Genomic DNA, 14,143 nt, shown 5'->3' on the forward strand with positions numbered 1-14,143 from the left:
CGCAACATTGGCGCAGGAGACTGGAACTGCCGGCAAGAGCAGGCACAACTCCAGTCCGGGAGGCCCCGCCATGTTGAAGGAAGCGAAAACCCATGTAACCCGTATCCGCGCCCTCGACCAGCTGCACCGCGGCGACGAGATCGAGGCCCGCCTGCGCGTGGGCCCGAACTACGACGACGTCGTGGTTCGCCGCGGCAGCGTCCAGGAAACGGCCCCTGGAATCGGCGTCGTCTGGATCATGGACCGCCAAACCGGCATGCGCAAAGCCATCAATGCCGACGAATGCTCCGTCTGGCGGGTCGCTTGAGGCGTCAGCCTCCCGCCACTGACTGGATGATGAGGACTTCCTGGCCTGGTGCCACGGCGGTCACCAGGCCCTGCAGCCGCCGGATTTCATTCCCGTTGACGTATATATTCACGTAACGGCGAACAGCCCCGGTCTCGTCCCGCAACCGCCGCGACAACGCCGGATAGTCCCCGGTCACCGCATCCAGCAGCCACTCCACCGTCACCGCCTCCCCCGCGGGCGCAGTCAGGACGGACTGCCCGCCGGCCAGCGGTTGAAGGACGCTCGGCAGGACAACGCTGATCGCGGAGTCCGCCGGCATGGGCTCGCGGCTGATCATGGCGCTGTTCATGCGATTGGTCATCCCTTCACAGCTGCGCCGAAAGCAGGGCGGCGGAAACCACCGCAGCCCGCACGCACAGCACATCCGGCAGGTGCGAGGCCACTTCGGTGAAGTGTTCCCCCTCGTCGGCGCTGGCGTAGACACTGCCACCCCGCGTCCCGAAGTAGACGCCCGCGGGCTCCGCGCCGTCCACGCTGGCAGCATCGCGCAGCACGGCGTTGTACTCGGCTTCCGGGAGCCCGGCGTCGAGCCGCTTCCAGCTGGCACCGGCGTCATCCGTCCGGTGCACGGCCAACTTCCCGTCCGGCGGAATTCGTTCGCCGTCAGCCTTCAGCGGGATCACCCAGGCTGTACCGGCCCGGCGCGGATGCGTCAGCATCACGAAGCCGAAGTCCGCCGGCAGCCCCTCGGCGATCGACTCCCACGATTCGGCGTCGTCGTCGCTGCGGTACACGCCGTGGTGGTTTTGTGCGTAGAGGCGGCCGTCGACGGCGGCGTCGGCCGCGATCTTGTGGACACATTGGCCGAATTCCGGGTTGGGGTCCGGCATGAAGTAAGCAGAAATCCCCTTGTTGCGCGGCTCCCAGGAGGTGCCGCCGTCGAGCGAGCGGTAGACCCCTCCTGTGCTCATGGCAACGTGGACTTTCTCCCCCGTGGGGTCAACGACGATCGAGTGCGCCGCGGCGCCGCCATAGCCGGCGCCCCATTCGCTGCGGTGCGGATGGTCCCACAGGCCGCGGTTAAGCTCGAAGTGCTCGCCGCCGTCGGTGGATTTCCAGACGGAGATCGGTTCGCAGCCCGCCCACACGACGCCGGGGCGGGAATCGGCGTCGGGATGGATCTGCCAGATCCGTTCCAAGGCGGCGTCGGTGCCGTCGGGGAACGTGATGGCGCCGTTTTCGGGTTCGCTCCAGGTTCCGCCCAGGTCATCGGAGTGGAAAATCGTGGGACCCCAGTGCTCGGAGCGGACGCCCACGAGGATCCGGGTCCTGCCGTCGCGGGTATCGATGCCGATGCTGGGGACCTCACTCATCAGAAAATGCGGCCCGGACAGGGACCACTCCCTTCGGTCCGGGCTGGTCGCCAGCCAAAGGCCCTTCTTGGTCCCGATCGCCAGGACATAACTCTCTGCAGTAGCCATGCGTCCCATGCAACCATCCCCGCCGGACAGCCGCAATGGTTTTCAACCCCGCGCCGCAGGTATGCGCTGCCGCGCCGGTGGCATCCGTATCAGTCGACGAACTCCGACTGCGTCTCGATGAAGTCCCAGTCCGCAGAGGTCAATACCGCGGCGCCGCCGGCGGATGATTCAGCGGGACGGGGGCCGCCTGCGGCGGCGATCCCCTGCTGTACGGCGTCGGGCAGTTCGACGGTCCGGAGGTTTTCCCGGAGCCATTCCTTGCTCGCCAAATCCAGATCCAACCACCACATGTAGATCTCCACGGCGGCCACCTCCTCCTGTGTCCTTCAACCGTAGGCCCCGGCCCCGGGCTGTTCAAGGGACTCCGGGGCAAACGGCGCCAGAAGCGCCCCGAGCTGCGGGAACGGGGAGTATGCCCCTGTTCAGGGCGGCACCCCGGAGCCAGAATGAAGTATGTCCGACAACCCCGCCAACGGCACGGCGCCCCTCGTGGTGGGCGTGGTCCCGGGGCAGCATCCCGAAGTGCTGCAGACGGCGGCATCTCTTGCGAAGACCCTCGCCGCGCCAGTGATCTGCGCCTACGTGGATGAGGCAAGCTACCTCGTGGAGTGGGATCCTGTGCGGTCCGCGCACCGCCTGTCGCTGCGCCCGGACGCGGACGACGCCCGGATCCGGGAGACCACCCAGGAGTTGCGTTCCGTCATTGAGGCACGCTGCGCCAGTCTGGGGATCGACTGGACGCTGCGCACCCTGGCCGGAGACCCCGCCAGGGCTATCGGCAGGCTGGCCGCGGACGCCAACGCGTGCATGATCGTGGTGGGGACCCCCGAGCGCGGCATCGGCCACCGCATTTCCGCGGCGCTCAACGGCTCTGTGGCGGCGTGGTTGAGCCACCATCAGGACCGTCCGATCCTGATTGTCCCGGCGGCCGCTCCGGCCGGTAGAAAATAAAGCGAAAGTACTTATTCGGGGTTCTGGTGTTATCCCACGTCCGCCGAGTAAGCTCGATGTGTAGGCGGGAAGAACCGTCTACCCCAAAGCTGCTCCGGAGTGCGTATCCCCCAATAACGCACTCCGGAGCTCTTTAATTTGCCCCACGGCCCAGATGAGGCACCGGCCCGCACGGAGGCTTGAAACATACCCCTAGGGGGTATAAGTTGGGGACATGAGCGAGACAGAACTCCCCGGCACGGCGCGCCTGGACGCGGAGCCCCTCGGCCTATCACCCCACGAGCAGCACGGCTACACGGCCAACAAGGATGCCTACCTCCGCCGACTCAAACGGATCGAAGGGCAGGTCCGCGGCATCGCCCGGATGGTTGACGAGGACAAGTACTGCATCGACATCCTCACCCAGGTCGCCGCCGTCACCAAGGCCCTGCATGCCGTGAGCCTGGGCCTCGTCGAAGAGCACATCGGCCACTGCGTAGTCGGCGCCGCCGCCGAACCGGATCCCGAGCTTCGGGCCGAGGCCATCGATTTCAAAGTCAAGGAAGCCACCGATGCCATCGGACGCCTCCTGCGCTAGGACCTGCACCACCCATCACACCACCGGGCCGGGGAACCAGCACCTGCCCAGCGACAAGGAGCACGCCATGGCCACCGTTTCCACCACCGTCAACGTATCCGGCATGACCTGCGGCCACTGCGTGTCCTCCGTCAGTGAGGAACTTGAGGCGCTCTCCGGAGTCGAAAAGGTCGACGTCGATCTCAAGGCCGGCGGCATCTCCGCCGTCACGATCACCTCCAGCGAAACACTCTCCTCCTCCGAGATCGGCGAGGCAGTCGCCGAGGCCGGCTACCTCGTGGTCGCCAGCGAAGCCTGAGTGGCCTTCGCGCCGGCGGGCGCAGCCGCCGGCCAGCGGGGCCGCCGGCCAGCAAGCCCGCCGCCGTCGGACGGCACAAAACGAAGCGACAGGGAAAAGACACAGTGAGCAGCGATCAGTTGTTGGACCGGGCCGGAAGCCGGGTCATTGACCTTGATATCGAGGGCATGACCTGCGCCTCCTGCGTCAACCGCGTCGAGCGCAAGCTCGGAAAGCTCGACGGCGTCGAGGCCAGCGTCAACCTGCCACTCGAGTCGGCCCGCGTCAGCGTCCCGGCGGACATTACCGACAACCAAATCACCGCCACGATCGCGGCCGCCGGCTACAAGGCCACGGTCCGGACCCCCCGGTACCCGGACACCCCGCGTGAGCCCACGGGACCCCCGGCCAGCACCGCGACTCCGGCCGGCTCAGCCGCGCCCTCGCTCCGCCCGCGGCTCGCCGTGGCGGCCGCACTCACCGTCCCGGTCTTCGCGATCTCGATGATCCCGGCGTTGCAGTTCCCGAACTGGGGCTGGGCGGCCGCCGTCCTGGCCCTGCCGGTGGTCACGTGGGCGGCGTGGCCGTTTCACCGCGCCGCGGCCGCCAACGCCCGGCACCTGGCCTCGACCATGGACACCCTGGTGTCAATCGGCGTGATTGCTGCCTACGCGTTCTCGGCCGGCGAGCTCCTTGCCGATCCGGGCATGACCGCACACCCGGCAGCGGAGGGGATGGGCTCCAGCGCCCTGTATTTCGAGGTCGCATCAGTAGTCACCACGTTCCTGCTGCTCGGCCGCTACCTCGAGGCCAACGCCAAACGGAAGGCAGGCGACGCCCTGAGGGCCCTGCTGGACCTCGGGGCAAAGGACGCGACCGTCCTGCGCGGCGGCACCGAGCACAGGATCCCGGCCGACCAGCTGGCCGCCGGCGACGTGATGGTGGTCCGCCCCGGCGAGAAGATCGCCACCGACGGCGTGGTCCTCGACGGCGCCTCGGCCGTGGACGCCTCCCTCGTGACCGGCGAATCCGTGCCGGTGGAAGTTGGCCCGGACAGCCAGGTCACCGGAGCCACCATCAACACCTCCGGCCGGCTCCTGGTCCGCGCCACCCGGGTCGGATCTGAAACCACGCTGGCCCAGATGGGCCGCCTCGTCTCCGCGGCGCAGACCGGGAAAGCCCCCATCGCCCGGCTCGCAGACCGCATCAGCGCCGTCTTCGTACCGGTCGTCCTGGCCATCGCCGCCCTCACCTTCGGGGCCTGGCTGATGGCGGCCGGGCCGGCCCCCGGCCCCGACGAGGTCCGGGCAGCCTTCACGGCCTCCGTCGCCGTTCTGGTCATCGCCTGCCCCTGCGCCCTGGGGCTGGCCACGCCGGTGGGGCTGCTCACCGGAACCGGCCGCGGCGCCCAGCTCGGCATCCTCATCAAGGGGCCGCAGATCCTCGAGGACACCCGGAGGGTGGACACGATCCTGCTGGACAAGACCGGGACCGTCACCACCGGCCGGCTTGCCGTAGACAGCATCCAGGGCTTTGGACCGCACAGTGCAGCCGAGGTCCTGCGCCTCGCAGGGGCCGTGGAATACGCCTCCGAGCACCCGATCGCCCGGGCCATCGCCACTGCAGCATCGGCCGCAGATTGCTTGAACGACGACGGCGCCGGCCACCCCGCCGTGGCCGGCTTCCGTTCCGCGCCCGGCGGGGGCGTCCAGGGCACCGTGGACGGCCGGCTGGTCACCGCCGGGCGCACCGGCTGGCTGCTGGAGCTCGGCATCGCCCCGTCCCCGGCCCAGCGGGAGGTGCTGGGCGCTGCCGAGGACTCGGGCACCACGGCCATCTGGGTTGCTGTTGACGGCGAGACCGCCGGCATCATCCGCCTGCGGGACACCGTCAAGCCCGGCTCCGCCGCCGCGGTCACCCGGCTCCGGGAACTGGGGCTCCGGCCGATCCTGCTGACCGGCGACAACGCCGCCGTGGCCGCGCAGGTGGCGGCCGCCGTCGGGATCAGCCCGGACGACGTCTTCGCGGGTGTGCTCCCCGAGGGCAAGGTCCAGGCCGTGCGGAAGCTGCAGGCGGCGGGCGCCACTGTGGCGATGGCCGGGGACGGGGTCAACGACGCCGCGGCGCTGGCGCAGGCGGACCTGGGCATCGCGATGGGCTCCGGCACCGACGTCGCCATCGAGGCCGCGGATCTGACGGTGATGGGCAACGACCTCGGGCAGGTGGCGCAGGCGATCGAGCTCTCCCGCCGGACGCTCGGCACCATCAAGACGAACCTTTTCTGGGCCTTCTTCTACAACGCCGTGGGCATCCCGGTGGCAGCACTGGGCCTGCTCAACCCGATGATCGCCGGCGCCGCGATGGCCGCCAGCTCGGTGCTGGTGGTGGCCAACTCGCTGCGGCTGCGCAGCTTCGGCAGCTAAGGCCGCCCTCGCCCGGGCGGCGCCCCTGGCTCAGGCCGCGCCATAGCGGACGGCAGCCCGGGCTTTGGCCTTGGCGGCTTCCTCCCCGCGGTCCTTGGCCGGGGCATGGGTCACCAGGGCGTCGAGCAGGTGCTGCGTCGCGTGGGCAATCTCGTGCACGGCCCGGTTGAAGGCCTCTTCGTTGGCCTTGGACGGCTTGGTGCTGCCACTGATCTTGCGCACGTATTGCAGCGCCGCGGCCTCCACCTCGGCGGTGGTGGCGTGGGGCTCAAAATTGTGGAGGGTCCGGATGTTTCGGCACATATCTCCATGCTAGGTGCCTTCTGCCCAGGGAACGAGGGCCCGAGGCGAGAATGCTGGCACCGGGCAGGCAGGCCCGCCGGGTGCCAACGCGCGTGGCTTACGGCACGGGCTCGCAGTCGTTCGCGTGGTCCAGCGCTGCCGCACCGGTGCCGGCCGGGGCCCGGAGCTCGTCCAGCCGGACCAACACCACGCCCCCGACAATCAGCAGCCCGCCCAGGAGCTGGATGGGTCCGGGCAGTTCGCCGAGCAGCAGCCACGCCCAGATGACGGCGAACAGCACCTCGGTGAGCGAGACAAAGGAGGCGACCTTCGAGCCGAGCGCCCGCGCGGCGACAATGCCGGACACGTACGCCACCACCGTGGCCAGGACCACGAGGCCGCCGAGGGCCACCCACCACGGGGTGATCCAGGGTCCCAGGCGGGTGTCGGCAGTGCTGAAGGCCATCGGCAGCAGCCCGGTTGCCGCGGTCAGCCACATGACGATGGCGCCCACCATGAGCCCGCCGGAAGCCAGGACGATCGGCGGGAGGGTGTCGTTTTCCTTGGCGGTGATGAAGAAGTAGATGGCGAGGCAGACGGCGGCGGCGATGCCCCACAGCACGCCGATAGGGTCGACTTTCACAGCGCCGGTGAGGTCCAGGACCAGGACCAGTCCGCCGAGGGACAGGAGCGTGCCGGCAATGGTCAGCGGCCGCGGCCGTTTCCGGCTGGCCGCCCACAGCCAGAGCACGATCAGGACCGGCGCGAGGTACTCCAGCAGCAGGGCGACGCCGACCGAAAGCCGGGACACGGCGTTGAAGTAGAACAGCTGGCAGGCGGCGACGCCGATGAATCCGAACAGCACGACGGTCACCCAGTTGTCACGGAGCTGGTGCCACCGCCCGCGCAGCGCCGCGAGGGCGGGGATGGCCAGAATCAGGGCCGCGCCCGTGAGCCGGGCTGTAACGGCGGCGCCGGGGGTCCAGCCCGTTTCCAGGAGCGCCTTGGCGAAAGATCCGGAAAGCCCGAATACCGCGGACGAAAACAGGGCGACCCCCAGACCCGAGGCCATGAAGCCCGACGCCGCGCCGGCCCGCTTGGCCCCCCGCTCGGCACCCGGCCCCGCGCCCCGCGTGGCGCTGGCCGGTTCGGAGGCAGGCCGCAGGGCAGCGAGGTCTCGGACCGGAGCGGCGACGGGGCGTTGGGGGGCAGACACGGCAATCTCCTGTCAGGAGTAAAGTAGGGTTATGGTCATGACATTACGCCCGGACGAGGTAAGGAGTCAAGATGGTTTTTGCCCCTGACACGGAAGTTGCCCTGCGTTCTGTGGTCAACCTCATCAACACCGCCGCCAACGGTGAGGAACACTTGGCCACGGCCAAGGATCTGGATGACTTCCTGGAGTCCGAGGGCTTCACCGGCTCCCGGACCCGCGACGAGTCCGAGCTAGCCAGCGTGCGGCGCCTGCGCAGGGAGCTCGCCGAGCTCTGGCTGGCGGAGGAGGCCACTGCCGCGGAGACCGTAAACCGGCTGCTCCGTGAGGCTCGGGCACTCCCCCAGCTGGTCAAGCATGATCCCTGGGACTGGCACCTGCACGCCACCACCCCTGAGGCGCCGCTGGCCGATCGGATGAGCACGGAGGCGGCCATGGCGATCGTTGACGTGATCCGGAGCAAGGAAATGGACCGCCTGCTGGTGTGCGCCGCGGATGACTGCGACGCCGTCGTGCTGGATCTGAGCCGCAACCGCTCGAAGCGCTACTGCGACACGGGCAACTGTGCCAACCGTGCACACGTGGCCGCATACCGGGCGCGGAAAGCCGCATCGTGACGGCCACGGCCGCCTACTGCGGCCCTCGTTGCTAGGCCTGCGGCGTTAGGGCTGGCCGTCAGGCCTGCGGCGTTAGGCCTGGGCCGTCAGGCCTGCGGGCCGCCGTCACGGGAATCGCCGGGGCCGGCCTCGGGGCGGGGCCGCGCCGAAGGGCCGTGGCCGGAGGACGGGCGCTTGGAACTGAGGTTGACGCCGGAGCCCTTGCCCAGGTCCTCGGGGTTGTCCTTGTGGCTCATCGCGAGCATGGCGGCCACCACCAGGATCACAATGAAGGCGATCCCGGCGCCGATGAGCGCGAGGTCGAACCGGGGTGAGCGGGCGCTGCCGCCCGAGGCGAAGATCAGGACGCCGAAGAACACCACCACGGCCCAGAACGCGGAGAACATGAGCGGTCCCTTGACCGATGTCCGCAGGCTGCGGGACGCTCCGGGTTTCTGCTGTGCCAAGGTGCTTTCCTCCTGCAGCCCGCGCGGGGAAGCGTGGCTGTCTTGTTACCGCAATTGTTCTACGCCGGGTAGAACCTGTCCGTACTAGTTTACGGCCTCCGCGGAATCACCCGGAGCATCATGCCGCAGGGTCAGGCCGGACAGCATCCACAAAACGCCGCTGATGATGGCCCCGCCGCCCGCAACACCGAGGAGTGCGTGCGGGCCGAGGCCGATGAAGAACGGCAGAGCGATTGCAGTGCCCAGCCCGATCACGCCGGAGGCGATCCAGTCGCGGGCCAGCACGGACCGGCCGCGGGCGGAAAGGCCCGCGAAGAGCTCTGCGGCGCCGGCAACGCCTAGGCCCAAGGCCGCGATCGTGCCGAAAACGAGTGGGGCGGGGATCAGTGCCGCGGCAGCGCCGGCCCCGGACAGGGCTGCTCCGCCGGCGGAGAGGAACTTGCCGACGCCTTCGCGGGGGCGGAATCCGGTCTTGGGCACGGTCCAGAGCATCACCACACCGGTGGCCAGCAGGTAGAGGCCGCCGGCCCAGCCCATGCCGGCCTCGGACGGCGCGGCCCAGAACACTGTTACCGCACCAAACACGAGCGCAACGGCCGCCCTGACCAGCACGGGCTTCCAGAGGTCGGCCGCGGCGCGGATGGCAGGGGTCGCGTCAGGCGCTGCGGGAAGAGTCACCCGTCCAGTTTAGTGCGAAGCCGCCACTGCGCGCGCCGGTTCGGCGCAGTGCGCGCCCGGGGGTTCCGGCTCAACGCACTTAGCGCACGCCGAGGACCATCCACTTCTCCGTCCGGGCCCGGAGGCCCAGCGTCAGCGCGCGCGCCGCCATGTAGCCCAGGGAGAAGGCGGCCCACAGCCAGAGCAGTCCCGCGCCGGCACTGGCGCCGGAGTACCCCACGGCCAGCAGCAGCGGCAGGTAGGCCGCGAGATTGACGACGCCGGCGATCGCCAGGTAGCGGGCGTCGCCCGCGCCGATCAGGACGCCGTCGAGGACGAAGACGTAGCCGGCCAGCGGCTGCCCGGCGGCGAGCACCCAAAGGGCGAGCGTCAGCGCCCCCCGGACATCGGCGTCGGACGTGAAGAGGGCGCCCGCCCACGGGGCCGCCGCAGCCAGGACGATCCCGGTCAGGACGCCGAAGCCGAGCCCCCACCGCGTCATGGTGCGCGTCAGCGCGCGGGCCGCCACCGGCCGGGCCGCGCCGAGTTCCTTGCCGATCAGGGCCTGGGCGGCGATCGCAAGGGCGTCCAGCGCGAAGGCGAAGAACGTGAAGATGGTCATGGCCAGCTGGTGGGCGGCGAGGTTGACGGGCCCCTGGGCGGTGGCCACCACCACCGTGGCGAGAATCGCGATGCGGAGGCTGAGCGTGCGCAGCATCAGCCAGGAGCCCACCCTGGTCAGTGCCCGGATGCCGCGCCAGTCCGGCCGCAGGGGAACCCCGTTGTTGCGGGCGTTGCGCCGGACAATCAGCACATAGACGGCCGCCATGGCCCACTGCGCGATGCTCGTGCCGACGGCCGAGCCGGTCACGGACCAGCCCAGCCCGTAGACGAGGACCAGGTTCAGCGCGATGTTCAGCGTGAAACCCGCGGCGGCGACAATCAGCGGCGTCCGCGTGTCCTGGAGGCCGCGCAGCACCCCGGTGCCCGCGAAGATCAGGAGCATCGCCACGAGGCCTGGCATGGACCCGCGCAGGTAGTCCACGGCAAACCCATGCACCTCGCCGCGGGCGCCCATCAGTTCCAGCAGCGGCCCGGCGGCCAGGAACCCGGCGGCAGCCAGGACGAGTCCCAGCAGGAGCGCCAGCCAGACGCCGTCGCGTCCTGCGGCGAGGGCCTTCGCCAGTTGGCCGTTGCCGACGGCCCGCGCCACGGCCGGCGTCGTGGAGTATGCGAGGAACACCATGAGCCCGACTGCGGTGTGAAGGACCGCCGAGGCCAGCCCGACGCCGGCCAGCTCGGCCACGCCGAGATGGCCCACGATCGCCGAATCCGCGAGCAGGAACAGCGGCTCAGCAATCAGCGCGCCAAAGGCCGGCACTGCCAGGCGCAGGATCTCCCGCCGGTGCCCTGTAGACGGCGGCAGGGTGGTGGACAGCGGCGGGGAGGGATGCACGGCTTAACCCTAGCCGGGCCGACGAATCGACACCGCACGACTTTTAGTTGACATTTCAACTAAAAGTCGGGAAGACTTGATAGTGAACGCAACCGAAGTCGCGGCCGCAACCAGCCGCGACGCCTCCTATCTACGAAACGGTATTTCCCATGAACCAGCCCGCCCTGACCACCTCCGCCCGAACCGTCTTGCGCGTCATCGCGGGATTCCTGTTTGCCGCCCACGGCTGGCAGAAGTTCTCCGAGTTCACCATCCCCGGCACCCAGGCTGCCTTCACCCAGATGGGCGTCCCGGCGGCGCAAGTTGCTGCCCCGGTGATCGCGACCCTGGAACTGGTCGGCGGTATCGCCCTGATCCTGGGCGTCCTGACCCGCGTGTTCGCCGCCCTCCTCGCCGTGGACATGCTCGGTGCCCTGTTCCTGGTCCACGCCTCCGCTGGAGTGTTTGCCGCTACCGGCGGTTACGAGCTCGTCCTGATCCTCGCTGCCGCCGCCCTGGCCGTGGCCTTGGTCGGCGCGGGCAAAGTCTCCGTGGACAAGGCGCTGTTCGGCCGCACCGACTCGAAGCTCCGGGTCCTGGCCTAAGGCATTCACGGCATAGCCCCAAGCCCATAGCGCACGACGGCGGGCGGTCACCTCCTGGTGGCCGCCCGCCGTCGCGTGACTGCGGGTTATGGCGTCCCGGACAGCGATTGTGTCGCCGGCCCGCGGCGCCAGCCGGGCCTTTCAGTAAACTCGCAGCATGAGCGAGAACGCGCCCAATTCCGTGACCCTGCGCTTCCTGGCCGCCCCCACCGACGTCGGCCACAGCGGCTCAGTCGACGCCGGCACCGTGCTCGAGTGGGTGGACAAGGCGGCCTACGCCGCCGCCGTCGGCTGGGCAAAGTCCTATTGTGTGACGGCCTACGTGGGGAACATCCACTTCGCGGACCCGGTCAACAGCGGCGACATGGTGGAGGTCGAGGCCACGATCGTGTACACCGGGCGGTCCTCGATGCATATCCGCACCGTGGTGTCCTCGGGCGACCCCAAGGGCGGACCGGCCACCATGCGCAGCCAGTGCATCGTGATCTTTGTGGCCGTGGGCGCGGACGGCAAGCCCATCCCGGTGCCGCAGTTTGAACCGGTGACACCGGAAGAAATCGAACAGAGGGACGACGCGCTGGCCCGGATCAAGGTCCGCGAGGACATCGTCCAGGCCATGAGCGGACAGGAATATACCGACGCCGGCTCGGCAGAGCGCGTGGTGCTGCGGTTCATGGCGGCACCAACGGACGTGAACTGGGGCGGCAAGGTCCACGGCGGCATCGTCATGAAGTGGATCGACGAGGCGGCCTACGTCTGCGCCTCCCGCTACTGCGGGAAGGACACCGTGGCTGTGTTCTCCGGCGGCGTGCGGTTCTACCGGCCGCTGCTGATCGGCCACGTCGTGGAGGTGGAGGCCCGGCTGGTCTACACCGGGACCAAGGGCATGCACATCGCCGTCCATGTCCGGTCCGGGGACCCGAAGGGGCGCGAGCTGAACCTCACGACGTACTGTCTGACGGTCATGGTCGCCCGCGACGAGACCGGCACCTCGGTCCCGATTCCGCAGTGGGTGCCGGTGTCCGAAGAAGACGTCCGGCTCCACACCCACGCCCGCGAACTGCTGGAAATCCGCGGGCGGGCGCCGGGGAATCGGCTGCCCAACCACCTGCTCGGGGCGGGCAAGGGCTAGGTCCGGCTAGAAGCCGCCGCCACCGCCGGCGTCGGCCGCCATGTTGGCAAACCGCGAGTAGTGGCCCTGGAAGGCCACCACAATGTCCTTTGTGGGGCCGTTACGGTGCTTGGCGATCAGGATGTCCGCCTCGCCGGCGCGCGGGGACTCCTTGTCATAGACGTCTTCGCGGTGAAGCAGGATCACCATGTCGGCGTCCTGCTCGATCGAGCCGGACTCGCGCAGGTCAGAGACCATGGGGCGTTTGTCCTGGCGCTGCTCGGAGCCACGGTTCAGCTGCGACAGTGCGATCACGGGCACCTGGAGTTCCTTGGCCAGGAGCTTCAGGGCGCGGGAGAACTCGGAGACTTCCTGCTGGCGGGATTCCACCTTTTTACCCGAGCTCATGAGCTGCAGGTAGTCCAGAATCACCAGCTTGAGGTCATGCTGCTGCTTCAGGCGCCGGCATTTGGCCCGGATTTCCATCAGCGACATGTTGGGGCTGTCATCGATGAACAGCGGGGCATCGTTCATGCGGCCCATCGTGGTGGCGATCTTGGACCACTGCTCGTCCTTGATGGTGCCCTTGCGGAGGTCCTGAAGACCGATGGTGGCCTCGGCGGACAGCAGGCGCATGGCGATCTCGTTGCGGCCCATTTCGAGGGAAAACATGACGGTCGCGAGGTTGTTCTTGATGGCGGCCGAGCGGGCGAAGTCCAGCGCGAACGTGGACTTGCCGACGGCGGGGCGGGCGGCGATGACGATCATCTGGCCCGGGTGCAGGCCGTGGGTCAGCTCGTCGAGCTCGTAAAAGCCCGTGGGCACGCCCGTCATTCCCTCGCCGCGGTGGCCCGAGGCCTCGATCTCGTCAACGGTGGATTCCATGACGTCCTTGAGGACCACATAGTCCTCGGCGGTCCGGCGTTCGGCGACGGCGTAGACCTCGGCCTGGGCCTGGTTGACAAGGTCTTCGACCTCGCCGTCCTGCCCGTAGCCGAGCTGGACAATCTTGGTGCCTGCGTTGACCAGGCGGCGCAGGACCGCGCGTTCGCCCACGATTTCGGCGTAGTACCCGGCGTTGGCGGCTGTGGGGACGGTCTGGATGAGTTCGTGCAGGTAGGCGGGTCCGCCGATCCTGTTGATCTCGCCGCGTTTGGTCAGTTCGTCCGAGACCGTCACGGCGTCAGCTGGTTCGCCCCGGCCATAGAGGTCGATGATGGCCTCGTAGATGGTCTCGTGCGCCGGACGGTAGAAGTCCTGGCCACGCAGGATCTCGACGACGTCGGCGATGGCGTCCTTGGACAGCATCATGCCGCCCAGGACTGACTGCTCCGCGGGGATGTCCTGCGGGGGCTTGCGGCTGCCCTCGCCTCCCCGCGTACCCTCGACCGAGTCCAGATGCGTAACTGACAAAACTGCCGTCCTTCATTGTGTGCCGTGGCGGATGTCTGTTCGCCGCGGCGCGTGTGCCCAGTGCGTTGATGCGCTGTGCCTTTGATACCAGCGCCTTAGTGCGCGACGCCTGCGTGCCCAGTGCCTTGATGCTCAACTGCCGGTGTGCCCGGCCGCAGTGCCCACCGGCCACGCCGCCCAAGCAACTACGTTGCTGCCCAACTGCTGTGCTGACCAACTACTGTGCTGCCCAACTACTTTGCTTGCCAGCGCCAAAACCTGGCACATGCCGGCAGCCCAATTCTTATCAGTGAGCTCCGACAGTCAGCGCCGGACCGGCCTGCCGTTATCCACAGCGCTGGTGCGGCCGTGTGCCACCGCGGTCCG

17 protein-coding genes are annotated in these 14,143 nt (G+C 68.9%); 8 read left to right on the forward strand and 9 right to left on the reverse strand.

All coding sequences use genetic code 11. The features are described from left to right. Positions 1-70: 70 nt before the first annotated feature. Positions 71-307 carry a hypothetical protein gene (locus AC1DEM_RS02905; protein WP_476883031.1) on the forward strand — a complete coding sequence of 79 codons (237 nt, stop codon included), beginning with the start codon at positions 71-73 and terminating at the stop codon, positions 305-307. A gap of 4 nt (positions 308-311) precedes the next feature. Here the strand turns inward: AC1DEM_RS02905 and AC1DEM_RS02910 are convergent, their stop codons facing one another. From AC1DEM_RS02910 to AC1DEM_RS02920, 3 genes are all read right to left on the reverse strand, one after another. Further along, positions 312-608, reverse strand: coding sequence for a MoaD/ThiS family protein (locus AC1DEM_RS02910; protein ID WP_476883235.1), 297 nt, complete (start codon positions 606-608; stop codon positions 312-314). 46 nt (positions 609-654) lie between these two features. After that, the gene (locus AC1DEM_RS02915; RefSeq protein WP_476883032.1) at positions 655-1,779 is read right to left on the reverse strand and encodes a WD40/YVTN/BNR-like repeat-containing protein; all 1,125 of its coding nucleotides are present in this window, start codon (positions 1,777-1,779) and stop codon (positions 655-657) included. Positions 1,780-1,859: 80 nt separating this feature from the next. After that, a complete protein-coding gene (locus AC1DEM_RS02920) occupies positions 1,860-2,072 on the reverse strand; it encodes a hypothetical protein (protein WP_476883033.1) in 213 nt (70 codons plus the stop codon). A 151-nt stretch (positions 2,073-2,223) separates the two neighbouring features. Here AC1DEM_RS02920 and AC1DEM_RS02925 point away from each other — a divergent pair, with 151 nt between their 5' ends. The 4 genes from AC1DEM_RS02925 (at position 2,224) to AC1DEM_RS02940 (ending at position 5,998) form a co-directional block, all read left to right on the forward strand. Continuing rightward, entirely contained in the window at positions 2,224-2,721 is a 498-nt protein-coding gene (locus AC1DEM_RS02925; RefSeq protein ID WP_476883034.1) for a universal stress protein, read from the forward strand. 214 nt (positions 2,722-2,935) lie between these two features. Further along, complete coding sequence (locus AC1DEM_RS02930) at positions 2,936-3,298, forward strand: metal-sensitive transcriptional regulator (protein ID WP_476883035.1); 363 nt, start codon at positions 2,936-2,938, stop codon at positions 3,296-3,298. 67 nt (positions 3,299-3,365) lie between these two features. Next, the gene (locus tag AC1DEM_RS02935; RefSeq protein WP_277524670.1) at positions 3,366-3,596 is read left to right on the forward strand and encodes a cation transporter; all 231 of its coding nucleotides are present in this window, start codon (positions 3,366-3,368) and stop codon (positions 3,594-3,596) included. 167 nt (positions 3,597-3,763) lie between these two features. Beyond that, positions 3,764-5,998, forward strand: coding sequence for a heavy metal translocating P-type ATPase (locus AC1DEM_RS02940; protein WP_476883236.1), 2,235 nt, complete (start codon positions 3,764-3,766; stop codon positions 5,996-5,998). A gap of 30 nt (positions 5,999-6,028) precedes the next feature. On the opposite strand, the gene AC1DEM_RS02945 is transcribed toward AC1DEM_RS02940, so the two are convergent. Next, on the reverse strand, positions 6,029-6,301 hold the full coding sequence (locus tag AC1DEM_RS02945) for a DUF2277 domain-containing protein (RefSeq protein WP_476883036.1): 273 nt from the start codon (positions 6,299-6,301) through the stop codon (positions 6,029-6,031). Positions 6,302-6,398: 97 nt separating this feature from the next. Further along, the gene (locus tag AC1DEM_RS02950; protein ID WP_476883237.1) at positions 6,399-7,352 is read right to left on the reverse strand and encodes an EamA family transporter; all 954 of its coding nucleotides are present in this window, start codon (positions 7,350-7,352) and stop codon (positions 6,399-6,401) included. A 215-nt stretch (positions 7,353-7,567) separates the two neighbouring features. Here AC1DEM_RS02950 and AC1DEM_RS02955 point away from each other — a divergent pair, with 215 nt between their 5' ends. After that, a complete protein-coding gene (locus AC1DEM_RS02955) occupies positions 7,568-8,110 on the forward strand; it encodes a CGNR zinc finger domain-containing protein (protein ID WP_476883037.1) in 543 nt (180 codons plus the stop codon). An 86-nt stretch (positions 8,111-8,196) separates the two neighbouring features. Here AC1DEM_RS02955 and AC1DEM_RS02960 read toward each other — a convergent pair whose 3' ends face one another. The 3 genes from AC1DEM_RS02960 to AC1DEM_RS02970 form a co-directional block, all read right to left on the reverse strand. Then, entirely contained in the window at positions 8,197-8,556 is a 360-nt protein-coding gene (locus tag AC1DEM_RS02960; protein ID WP_476883038.1) for a hypothetical protein, read from the reverse strand. Between the two features lie 84 nt (positions 8,557-8,640). Next, positions 8,641-9,234 carry a hypothetical protein gene (locus AC1DEM_RS02965; protein WP_476883039.1) on the reverse strand — a complete coding sequence of 198 codons (594 nt, stop codon included), beginning with the start codon at positions 9,232-9,234 and terminating at the stop codon, positions 8,641-8,643. Between the two features lie 79 nt (positions 9,235-9,313). After that, positions 9,314-10,669 carry an MATE family efflux transporter gene (locus AC1DEM_RS02970; protein ID WP_476883040.1) on the reverse strand — a complete coding sequence of 452 codons (1,356 nt, stop codon included), beginning with the start codon at positions 10,667-10,669 and terminating at the stop codon, positions 9,314-9,316. A 149-nt stretch (positions 10,670-10,818) separates the two neighbouring features. Here AC1DEM_RS02970 and AC1DEM_RS02975 point away from each other — a divergent pair, with 149 nt between their 5' ends. Together AC1DEM_RS02975 and AC1DEM_RS02980 are read left to right on the forward strand one after the other, a co-directional pair. After that, positions 10,819-11,253 carry a DoxX family protein gene (locus AC1DEM_RS02975; RefSeq protein WP_476883041.1) on the forward strand — a complete coding sequence of 145 codons (435 nt, stop codon included), beginning with the start codon at positions 10,819-10,821 and terminating at the stop codon, positions 11,251-11,253. A 157-nt stretch (positions 11,254-11,410) separates the two neighbouring features. Next, positions 11,411-12,385, forward strand: a complete 975-nt coding sequence (locus tag AC1DEM_RS02980; protein WP_476883042.1) for an acyl-CoA thioesterase — start codon at positions 11,411-11,413, stop codon at positions 12,383-12,385. A gap of 6 nt (positions 12,386-12,391) precedes the next feature. On the opposite strand, the gene dnaB is transcribed toward AC1DEM_RS02980, so the two are convergent. Next, positions 12,392-13,777 carry a replicative DNA helicase gene (dnaB, locus tag AC1DEM_RS02985; RefSeq protein WP_476883043.1) on the reverse strand — a complete coding sequence of 462 codons (1,386 nt, stop codon included), beginning with the start codon at positions 13,775-13,777 and terminating at the stop codon, positions 12,392-12,394. Between the last annotated feature and the right edge of the window lie 366 nt (positions 13,778-14,143).

Source organism: Arthrobacter sp. 05T420 (assembly GCF_056396305.1).

Bases quoted from the DNA above. Each gene is read 5' to 3' on its own strand.
- AC1DEM_RS02905 (WP_476883031.1), top strand. From the start codon at position 71: ATGTTGAAGGAAGCGAAAACCCATGTAACCCGTATCCGCGCCCTCGAC.
- AC1DEM_RS02910 (WP_476883235.1), bottom strand. From the start codon at position 608: ATGCCGGCGGACTCCGCGATCAGCGTTGTCCTGCCGAGCGTCCTTCAA.
- AC1DEM_RS02915 (WP_476883032.1), bottom strand. From the start codon at position 1,779: ATGGGACGCATGGCTACTGCAGAGAGTTATGTCCTGGCGATCGGGACC.
- AC1DEM_RS02925 (WP_476883034.1), top strand. From the start codon at position 2,224: ATGTCCGACAACCCCGCCAACGGCACGGCGCCCCTCGTGGTGGGCGTG.
- AC1DEM_RS02930 (WP_476883035.1), top strand. From the start codon at position 2,936: ATGAGCGAGACAGAACTCCCCGGCACGGCGCGCCTGGACGCGGAGCCC.
- AC1DEM_RS02935 (WP_277524670.1), top strand. From the start codon at position 3,366: ATGGCCACCGTTTCCACCACCGTCAACGTATCCGGCATGACCTGCGGC.
- AC1DEM_RS02940 (WP_476883236.1), top strand. From the start codon at position 3,764: ATGACCTGCGCCTCCTGCGTCAACCGCGTCGAGCGCAAGCTCGGAAAG.
- AC1DEM_RS02945 (WP_476883036.1), bottom strand. From the start codon at position 6,301: ATGTGCCGAAACATCCGGACCCTCCACAATTTTGAGCCCCACGCCACC.
- AC1DEM_RS02950 (WP_476883237.1), bottom strand. From the start codon at position 7,352: ATGGCCTCGGGTCTGGGGGTCGCCCTGTTTTCGTCCGCGGTATTCGGG.
- AC1DEM_RS02955 (WP_476883037.1), top strand. From the start codon at position 7,568: ATGGTTTTTGCCCCTGACACGGAAGTTGCCCTGCGTTCTGTGGTCAAC.
- AC1DEM_RS02975 (WP_476883041.1), top strand. From the start codon at position 10,819: ATGAACCAGCCCGCCCTGACCACCTCCGCCCGAACCGTCTTGCGCGTC.
- AC1DEM_RS02980 (WP_476883042.1), top strand. From the start codon at position 11,411: ATGAGCGAGAACGCGCCCAATTCCGTGACCCTGCGCTTCCTGGCCGCC.